This window comes from Micromonospora sp. NPDC003776 (genome assembly GCF_053605645.1).
In genome coordinates this window covers 1-8,788 of sequence record NZ_JBSGJR010000273.1, presented here as the reverse complement: position 1 = coordinate 8,788, position 8,788 = coordinate 1, and the positions used below count along the sequence as shown (strand labels likewise).

Sequence of the window (8,788 nt, the reverse complement as noted above, 5' to 3'; positions counted from 1 at the left end):
GCGCCCGGTCAGCACCTTGGTGTACGCCGCGAGCGCCCCCGGCACGGCAAGTTCCCCGGTCTCCTCGCCGGCGTCCTGGCGCCGGTCGCCCGCGCCCTCACCCCGCCCGAGCTGGTCGAATCGGTCGCCGAGGCGGTCCGTTCCGGCCACCGGGCGGTGATCCCGGTGCTTCCCGTGGTCGACACGATCAAGGAGGTCGACGCCGGCGAGCGGGTGCTCGGCACCGTGGACCGGGGTGCCCTCCGGGCGGTGCAGACCCCACAGGGTTTCCGGCGGTCGGTGCTGGCTGCCGCGCACGAGGCGGCCGGGGATTCGTTGACCGACGACGCCGGCCTGGTCGAGAAGCAGGGCCTGCCGGTGGTCTGCGTACCCGGGTCGGAGCTGGCTCTCAAGATCACCAGACCGTTCGACCTGGCTCTCGCCGAGCACCTGCTGGCGGCCGGGGTCTGACGCGTACCCTCGGCTCATGATCGTTCCTCGGGTGGCCATCGGCACCGACGTGCACGCCTTCGCGGCCGGGCGGCCCTGCTGGCTGGCCGGCCTGCACTGGCCGGGCCAGGACGGCCTGGCTGGGCACTCGGACGCCGACGTGGTGGCGCACGCGGCCTGCAACGCCCTGCTCTCCGCGGCCGGCCTCGGTGACCTGGGCGCGAACTTCGGGGTGGACCAGCCGGAGTGGGCCGGCGCCTCGGGGGTCGCGCTGCTCACCGAGAGTGCCCGGCGGGTCCGGGCGGCCGGCTTCCGGATCGGCAACGTGTCGGTCCAGGTGATCGGCAACCGTCCCAAGATCGGCCCGCGCCGGGAGGAGGCGCAGCAGGTGCTCTCCGCGGCCGTGGGTGCCCCGGTGACGGTCTCCGCCGCCACCACCGACGGCCTCGGCTTCCCCGGCCGGGGGGAGGGGCTGACCGGCATCGCGGTGGCCCTGGTGTACGAGGCCCCGGCCGACTGAGCCGGCCGGGGCCCGCGCAGCGCGGCGACAGGCGCCGTCAGGACACCGCCGCGCAGAGGTCCTGCACGGTGCCGTGCCGCATGGTGAGCGTCTTCACCCCGGTGGAGCTGAACGTGAGGGTGTACTCACCGTCGATGATGTACAGCCCCTTCGGCAGGGAACCGGCGTTCTCCCGGAAACCGACCAGCACCGGGCCGGTCACGTTCCAGGTCATCGAGCCGTCGGTGCCGTACTCGATCAGGGAGCGACCGCTCGCGTCGGTGATGATGCTGGTCCCCGTCGCCAGATTGGTGAACCGGCCGATCAGGTCGCCGTCATAGAGCTCCCGCTCCGGCGAGCCGTCCGGATAGGTCGACAGGCTCAGTTTCCGCACCTCGTCCCGGATCAGCTCCATCCGTACCGGGAACTCGCAGCGTGCCCCGGCGGGCAGCTCGAACGGCGCCTGCGGCGCGGGCTCCCACGCCCCGGGGGCGATGTCGTCGCTCGCCGCGGACGCCGGCGCCGGAACGGCCGCGAGCAGTGCGGCCGCGACGGCCACCGCCGCACCGGCGCTCTTCATGAAACGCATGATCACTCCATCCGTGCTCTTCCTGGTCGGACGGCCCAGCGTCACCGGGCCCGCTCACCATCCGCTCACCGCCCGACCCGGCCCGACCGGCGCCAGGCCGTCGCCGGCGGATGGCCCCCGGCCGGCCGACACACCACCGGCTCACCGGAGCGACAACCCCGGACCGGGGCCAGGCGGTTTCAGGTGGCATGGATTTCCGCCTGCTCGGACCGTTCGAGGCCCGTCACGACGGTCGGCCCGTCGAGGTCGGCAGCCGGCGTCAGGAGCGCTGCCTCCTCGGCGTGCTGCTGCTCGAACCCGGCCGGCTGGTCGGCACCGACCGGCTGATCGATCTGCTGTGGCACGGCTCGCCACCGCCCTCGGCCCGGGGCGCCGTGCACACGTACATCGGGCGGCTGCGGGCGTCGCTGGCCCCGTACGGGGTGCGGATCAGCACCCGCGGCGAGGGCTACCTGGTCGAGGCCGACGGGCACCAGGTCGACGTGGGGGACTTCGCCGGCCTGATCCGGCGGGCCGGCGAGGTGGGCGATCCCGCCGAGCGGGTCCGCCTGCTCGACCGGGCGCTGGCCCTCTGGCGGGGGCCGCTGCTCGCCGACACCGCCGACGACGAGCTACGGGAGCGGCTTGCCGGGCCGATCGAGGAACTGCGCCTGGTCGGCGTCGAGCTGCGGGCCGAGGCGCGGCTGACGCTGGGTCAGCCGCGTCGCGCGATCGGCGAGCTGGCACCGCTGGTGGCCCGCCACCCGACCCGGGAGCAACTGGTCGCCACCCTGATGACCGCCCTGTACCGGGGGGACCGGCGGGCCGACGCCCTGCGGCTCTACCGGACCACCCGGGATCTCCTGGTGGCGGACCTCGGCGTCGAGCCGGGGTCGCGGCTGCGCGAGGTGCACCGCCGGATCCTCGACGGTGACGACCGGCTGGACCGCCCCGGCCGGCCGATGTTCGAGGTACGGGTCCGCGAGGAGAGCCTGCCGTGGAGCGTCGGCGGACATCCGGCGCTCGACTTCTGCAACACCTTCGCCGGCTGGGGTCACGAGCCCGAGCCGCCCCGGGGCGAGTGGCTACGCGGCTACCGGACCCTCGCGGTGTGGAGCGGCCACGTCGGACTGACCGACGAGGTCTCGGTGAGCCGGCTGCTCCACCTCGCCCGGCGCGACCCCGCCGCGGCCGACGGCGTGCTCGCCGAGACCCGGGCGCTCCGCGCTGCGCTGTACGCCTGCCTGGTCGACCCGGAGAACCGGCCGGCCTTCGACACGGTCGCCCGGTACGCCGAGGCGGCCGCCGGGACGATGGTGTTCCGGCGCGAGGCCGACGGCCGGGGCCGCTGGTGGCCGGAGCTGTATGCCGGGCTCCGGCTGCCCCTGCACGCCGCCGCGTGGAGCGCCGCGCAGCTGCTCGCCGACCCGCGCCGGCTCACCGTCCGGGCCTGCCCCGACGAGCGCTGCGGCTGGCTCTTCCTCGACGAGACCGGCCTGCGCCGCTGGTGCAGCCTCGGCACCTGCGGCGGCCGGGCCACCGGGCTGCCCTGCCGCAGCGCCTGAGGCCGGGGCCCCGGTCGACCACACCGGGTGCGCTGGTCGGCGGGGTGGCGCGCGGAGGGCTACGCTCGCCGGGATGTCGAGTGACGCCGCCCCCGACCAGTCCGCCGCCGACGGCTACCTCCAGCGCGCGCAGCTCCTCGCCGAGCTGGGCCGGTACGACGAGGCCGTCGGCGAACTCAGCTCGCTGATCGCCACCGAGCCCGGCCACGCCGAGGCGTTGACCATGCTGGCCCGGATGCACCTGGCCACGGACCGGTCCACCGAGGCGCTCGACGCCGCCGTGGCGGCCGTGGCGGCCGCGCCGGCCGCCGTACCGCCGCTGGTGGCGCGCGGGTTCGCGCTGGTGGACCTGGGCCGGTGGAAGGCCGCCGCGAGCACCGCGGACGAGATCCTGGCGCTCGGACCGACCGACGCGTACGCCCAGCGCAGCGCCGCCGCGATCCTGTCCGGCTCGCGGAACGGGCAGCAGGCGCTGAACGCCGCGTGGCGGGGCGTCGAGCTGGCGCCGGAGGAGCCGCAGGCGCACCTGGTGCTCGGCCTGGTCTCCGCCCGGCTGGAGCTCTACGACCTGGCCGAGCGGGCGTACCGGGAGGCGCTGCGGCTGGACCCGCAGCTGGCCGAGGCGCGGCACGACATGGGCGTGATCCGGCTGGAGCAGCGGCGCTACGCGGAGGCGCTGGAGCACCTGACCGAGGCGGCCGCGATGGACCCGGCGCGCGGCGACGCGGGCCGGACCATCGCCGACGGGATCCGGCGGCTGGTCATCTACGGCGCCGGCTGGTCCCTGGTGGCCGCGGTGCTGGTCGCCTTCCTGGCCCCGGCCGCGCCCGGGTCGTCCCGGGTCGTGGCGGCGGTGGCGGCGCTCGGCGGGGCGCTGCTGGTCTGGCGGTACGCGGCCCGGATGCCCGGCCTGCTGGGGACGATCCTCCCCGGGTTGCTCCGCGCCGACTGCGGCCTGGCCCTGGCGGTGTACGCGGTGGCCGGGGCGCCCGTGCTGCTGGTCCTCTACGCGCTGCTCGGCGGGCCGTGGCCGCTGGTGGCCTCGATCACGGTGGCGATGATCGCCGAGTTCGCGGTGCTCGCCCGGCGCTGAGGTTATTCCCCGTCCCGCCGGTGACCCTGGCTACGTGTGGGTGGGGGTGGGCGCGGGGTAGCAGGAGCGGGAGCGAAGGCTTTCCCTGTGCCGGTGCGGCCGTCCGAAGGTGGCGGCCCGCGAGCCGGCCTCCCCGACGTCTGCAGGAAGCGGAGAAAAGTGCTCACCGTCAACGCCTACGCGGCGACGTCCGCGACCGGGCCCCTCACCCCGACCACCATCGAGCGGCGCGACCTCGGGCCGCACGACGTGCTCATCGACATCAGGTTCTCCGGCATCTGCCACTCCGACATCCACACCGCCCGCAGCGAGTGGGGTCCCACCACGTACCCGATCGTGGTCGGCCACGAGATCGCCGGCGTGGTACGGGAGGTCGGCGCCGAGGTGACGAAGTTCGCCGTCGGCGACCGGGTGGGCGTCGGCTGCATGGTCGACTCCTGCCGGGAGTGCGACAACTGCCGCAAGGGTCTGGAGCAGTACTGCCTGAAGGGCAACATCCAGACGTACGGCGGGACCGGCCGGGACGGGCAGCCCACCCAGGGCGGCTACGCGCAGGCCATCGTGGTGACCGAGGACTTCGTGCTGCGCATCCCGGACGGCATCGAACTGGACGCCGCAGCGCCGCTGCTCTGCGCGGGCATCACCACCTACTCGCCGCTGCGGCACTGGGGTGCCGGCCCGGGCACCCGGGTGGCCGTCATCGGCCTCGGCGGCCTGGGCCACATGGCGGTCAAGCTGGCCCACGCCATGGGCGCCGAGGTCACCGTGCTCTCCCAGTCGCTGAAGAAGCGGGAGGACGGGCTGCGGCTCGGGGCCGACCACTATCACGCCACCTCGGACGAGGCGACCTTCACCGAGCTGGCCGGCTCGTTCGACCTGATCGTCAACACGGTCAGCGCGAAGATCGACCTCGACGCGTACCTGCGGCTGCTGGCCGTGGACGGGACGCTGGTCAACGTGGGCGCGCCGGAGGACCCGCTCTCCGTGCACGCGTTCTCGCTGATCCCGGCCCGCCGGTCGTTCGCCGGCTCGATGATCGGCGGCATCGCCGAGACGCAGGAGATGCTCGACTTCTGTGCCGCGCACGGGCTGGGCGCCGAGATCGAGGTCATCCCGGCCGAGAAGATCAACGAGGCGTACGAGCGGGTGCTCGCCTCCGACGTGCGCTACCGCTTCGTCATCGACGCCTCGACGTTCTGATCCGTCGCGAGGAACGGGGGCCGGGTCCGGTGGACCCGGCCCCGTTCGCGTCAGCCGCGCCGCGCCCAGGTCCAGGCGTACGCGTCGTCCTCGCAGCCGTTCGCCGCGTCGCAGAGGTCCAGCGGGCGGAACGTGTCCACCATGACCGCCAGCTCGTCGAAGAAGTCCACCCCGATCGAGCGCTCGGCCGCCCCCGGCTGCGGGCCGTGGGTGAAGCCGGACGGATGCAGCGAGATCGAGCCCTGCTCGATGCCGGAGCCGCGCCGGGCCTCGTAGTTGCCGCCGGTGTAGAAGAGCATCTCGTCGGAGTCGACGTTGTGGTGGTTGTACGGCACCGGGATGGCGTCCGGGTGGTAGTCCACCTTGCGCGGCACGAACGAGCAGATCACGAAGTTCGGGCCCTGGAAGGTCTGGTGCACCGGCGGCGGCTGGTGGACCCGGCCGGTGATCGGCTCGAAGTCGTGGATGGAGAACGCCCACGGGTAGAGGTGCCCGTCCCAGCCGACCACGTCGAACGGGTGGTTCGCGTAGACGTACCGGGTCCAGCCGCGCCGGTGCCGGACCAGCACCTCCACGTCGGTCTCGTCGACCAGCAGCGGCGTGTCCGGTCCCCGGACGTCCCGCTCGCAGTACGGCGAGTGCTCCAGGAACTGGCCGCGTACCGAGAGGTAGCGCTTGGGCGGGCCGACGTGCCCGGCCGCCTCGATGGCGAGCAGCCGGGCCGGCTCGTCGCCGGTCGGCACGAGGCGGTGGATGGTCGAGGTCGGGATGATCACGTAGTCGCCGGCCACCGCCTCCAGCACACCGAACGTCGACTCGACGCGCAGCGACCCGGCCTCCAGGTAGAGGCAGTGGTCGCCGGTGGCGTCCCGGAACAGCGGCGACGGGCGGTCGGCCGCCACGTACGCGATCCGGACGTCGTCGTTGGCCAGCAGGTACTGCCGGCCCAGCACCGGGTCCGCCCCGGTCCCGTCGAGCTTGTGGGTGCGCAGGTGGCGCGGCTTCAGCGGCAGGTTCGGCACCCGGGTGAAGGCGGGCGGGGTGAACTCCTCGGCGGCCACGATCGCGGTCGGCGCGTGCCGGTGGTAGAGCAGCGACGAGTCGGAGGAGAAGCCCTCCTGGCCGACCAGCTCCTCCGCGTACAGGCTGCCGTCCGGCTGGCGGAACTGGGTGTGGCGCTTGCGGGGCACCTCACCGATCCTGCGGTAGTAGGGCATCTCGCCTCCCGATATGTCCCGTTCTCCGGCCGGTGACGTCCGGTAATCGGACGCTGTTGTCCGTTCCTCGTAGCGTCCCGTAGATTCTTGTCTCGTGTCAACGCAGGTGACCCGTCTCTTCGCCGGTCTGGTCGACGACGCGGCCGTCTTCCCGCCCGGCAGCGCGTCGCTGCCGGACGCGGTGGCCGCCCACCACCGGCACCGCGCCGCCTGGTACGCCGACATGGTCGGCCCGCTGCTGCTGCCCGCCTCGACGCTGCCCGACCTGCCCGGCCTGCTCGCCCCGGCGACGGCCCTGGCCATCGGCGTGATCGGAGACGTGCCCGTCGGCCGGTTGGACGCGGCCCTCGCCGAGGCGGACCCCCGACTCGCGGTGCGCCAGGTCGAGGCGGCGGTCGCCAAGCGCGGCGAGGACCCCCAGCCCGGCCTCGCCGACCTGGTCAAGCTCGCCGAGCGGCTGGCCGGCACCACCGTCTACGCCGAGATCCCGCTGACCTTCGGGCTGATGGGCGCGCTGGACACCGTCGCGGAGGCGCGGGCCGGCGGGCTGCCGGTCGCGGCCAAGTTCCGCACCGGCGGGCTGGCCGCCGAACTCTTCCCGACCCCGGTCGAGCTGGCCGCGGTGATCTGCGCCTGCCGGGACCGGGAACTGCCGTTCAAGCTGACCGCCGGGCTGCACCACGCGATCCGGCACCGCGACCCGGAGACCGGCTTCACCCACCACGGCTTCGTGAACGTGCTCGCCGCGACCCTGGCCGCCGTCGAGGGCGCCGAGGTGGACGGCGTCGCCGAGCTGCTCGCCGCCACCGACCCGGTACGCGTGGTCGAGCGGGTCCGGGCGCACCGGGACGCCGACCGCCCGCTCTGGGTGGGGTACGGCTCGTGCAGCATCGAGGAACCACTGACCGATCTGATCCGGCTGGGGCTGGTGAACGGGGGTTTTGAGGAATGACCTGGGTGACCGGGGCCGACGGTTCGCCGTACGGCGTGACCAACCTGCCGTACGGGGTGTTCCGGCACGGCGACCGCGCGCCGCGGGTCGGCGTACGCATCGGCGACTTCGTGCTCGACCTGGCCGGCGCGGAGGAGGCCGGCCTGGTGCTGGCCGCCGGGGCGCTGGGCCGCCCCACCCTGAACGCCTTCATGGCGCTCGGCCGTCCGCAGTGGACCGCAGTCCGGCAGCGGATCGCCGAGCTGCTCACCGACCCGGCGCACCAGGCGGCGGTCGAGCCGCTCCTCGTGCCGCTGCGCGAGGTGGAGCTGCTGCTGCCGTTCGAGGTGGCCGACTACGTCGACTTCTACTCCTCCGAGCACCACTCGTCGAACGTCGGGCAGATCTTCCGCCCCGGCCAGCCACCGCTGCTGCCCAACTGGAAGCACCTGCCGGTCGGCTACCACGGTCGGGCCGGCACGGTGGTGGTCTCCGGCACCCCGGTGGTCCGCCCCACCGGCCAGCGGGCCACCGCGCAGGGCCCCACCACCGGCGCCTCCGTACGCCTGGACATCGAGGCCGAGGTCGGCTTCGTGGTCGGGGTGCCGAGCCGACTGGGTGACCGGGTGGCGGTGGACGACTTCGCCGACCACGTCTTCGGCGTGGTGCTGGTCAACGACTGGTCCGCCCGGGACATCCAGGCCTGGGAGTACCAGCCGCTCGGGCCGTTCCTGGGCAAGTCCTTCGCCACCTCCGTCTCGGCCTGGGTCACCCCGCTGGACGCCCTCGCGGACGCGTTCGTGCCCGCCCCGGACCAGGACCCGCCGGTGCAGGACTACCTCCGCGACACCCCCCACCTGGGGCTGGACCTCTCGCTGTCGGTGGAGTGGAACGGCGAGCGGGTGGCCGAGCCGCCCTTCGCCACCATGTACTGGACCCCGGCCCAGCAGCTCGCCCACCTCACGGTCAACGGGGCGTCGCTGCGTACCGGCGACCTCTACGCCTCCGGCACGGTCTCCGGCCCGGAGCGCGGCCAGGTCGGCTCGTTCCTGGAGCTGACCTGGGGCGGCGCCGAGCCGGTCAAGTTCGCCGACGGGGGCACCCGGACCTTCCTGGAGGACGGCGACACCGTCACCCTCACCGCCACCGCCCCCGGCCCGGACGGCACCACGATCGCCCTCGGCGAGGTGACCGGGACGGTCCTCCCGGCCCGCTGACGTCGGCCCTCCGCCGCCCCGTGGCCGGGGGGCCCCCCCGTGGCTCCCGGCCCGGCGGGGTTCCCCGGG

The 8,788-nt window shown here is 74.3% G+C and carries 9 protein-coding genes; 7 read left to right on the top strand and 2 right to left on the bottom strand.

Annotated elements, in window-relative coordinates; translation table 11 throughout:
* Positions 1–450, top strand: a 450-nt coding sequence (locus ACWEVO_RS21305) for an IspD/TarI family cytidylyltransferase (protein WP_452309276.1), incomplete at its 5' end; no start/stop codon positions are given.
* Between the two features lie 16 nt (positions 451–466).
* On the top strand, positions 467–949 hold the full coding sequence (ispF, locus tag ACWEVO_RS21300) for a 2-C-methyl-D-erythritol 2,4-cyclodiphosphate synthase (RefSeq protein ID WP_452309275.1): 483 nt from the start codon (positions 467–469) through the stop codon (positions 947–949).
* A 37-nt stretch (positions 950–986) separates the two neighbouring features.
* Here ispF and ACWEVO_RS21295 read toward each other — a convergent pair whose 3' ends face one another.
* Positions 987–1,517, bottom strand: a complete 531-nt coding sequence (locus tag ACWEVO_RS21295; RefSeq protein ID WP_452309274.1) for a hypothetical protein — start codon at positions 1,515–1,517, stop codon at positions 987–989.
* A gap of 188 nt (positions 1,518–1,705) precedes the next feature.
* On the opposite strand from ACWEVO_RS21295, the gene ACWEVO_RS21290 reads away from it, so the two are divergent.
* The 3 genes from ACWEVO_RS21290 to ACWEVO_RS21280 all read left to right on the top strand — a co-directional run bounded on the left by ACWEVO_RS21290 (position 1,706) and on the right by ACWEVO_RS21280 (position 5,354).
* Complete coding sequence (locus ACWEVO_RS21290; RefSeq protein WP_452309273.1) at positions 1,706–3,061, top strand: BTAD domain-containing putative transcriptional regulator; 1,356 nt, start codon at positions 1,706–1,708, stop codon at positions 3,059–3,061.
* Between the two features lie 73 nt (positions 3,062–3,134).
* Positions 3,135–4,154, top strand: a complete 1,020-nt coding sequence (locus tag ACWEVO_RS21285) for a tetratricopeptide repeat protein (protein WP_452309272.1) — start codon at positions 3,135–3,137, stop codon at positions 4,152–4,154.
* 159 nt (positions 4,155–4,313) lie between these two features.
* Complete coding sequence (locus ACWEVO_RS21280; protein WP_452309271.1) at positions 4,314–5,354, top strand: NAD(P)-dependent alcohol dehydrogenase; 1,041 nt, start codon at positions 4,314–4,316, stop codon at positions 5,352–5,354.
* Between the two features lie 50 nt (positions 5,355–5,404).
* Here the strand turns inward: ACWEVO_RS21280 and ACWEVO_RS21275 are convergent, their stop codons facing one another.
* The gene (locus ACWEVO_RS21275) at positions 5,405–6,571 is read right to left on the bottom strand and encodes a homogentisate 1,2-dioxygenase domain-containing protein (RefSeq protein ID WP_452309270.1); all 1,167 of its coding nucleotides are present in this window, start codon (positions 6,569–6,571) and stop codon (positions 5,405–5,407) included.
* 94 nt (positions 6,572–6,665) lie between these two features.
* Between ACWEVO_RS21275 and ACWEVO_RS21270 the strand changes: the two genes are divergently transcribed.
* Together ACWEVO_RS21270 and fahA are read left to right on the top strand one after the other, a co-directional pair.
* Entirely contained in the window at positions 6,666–7,523 is an 858-nt protein-coding gene (locus ACWEVO_RS21270) for a hypothetical protein (RefSeq protein WP_452309269.1), read from the top strand.
* A complete protein-coding gene (gene fahA, locus ACWEVO_RS21265) occupies positions 7,520–8,719 on the top strand; it encodes a fumarylacetoacetase (RefSeq protein ID WP_452309268.1) in 1,200 nt (399 codons plus the stop codon). Before ACWEVO_RS21270 ends, fahA begins: the two co-directional genes overlap by 4 nt.
* Positions 8,720–8,788 lie beyond the last annotated feature (69 nt).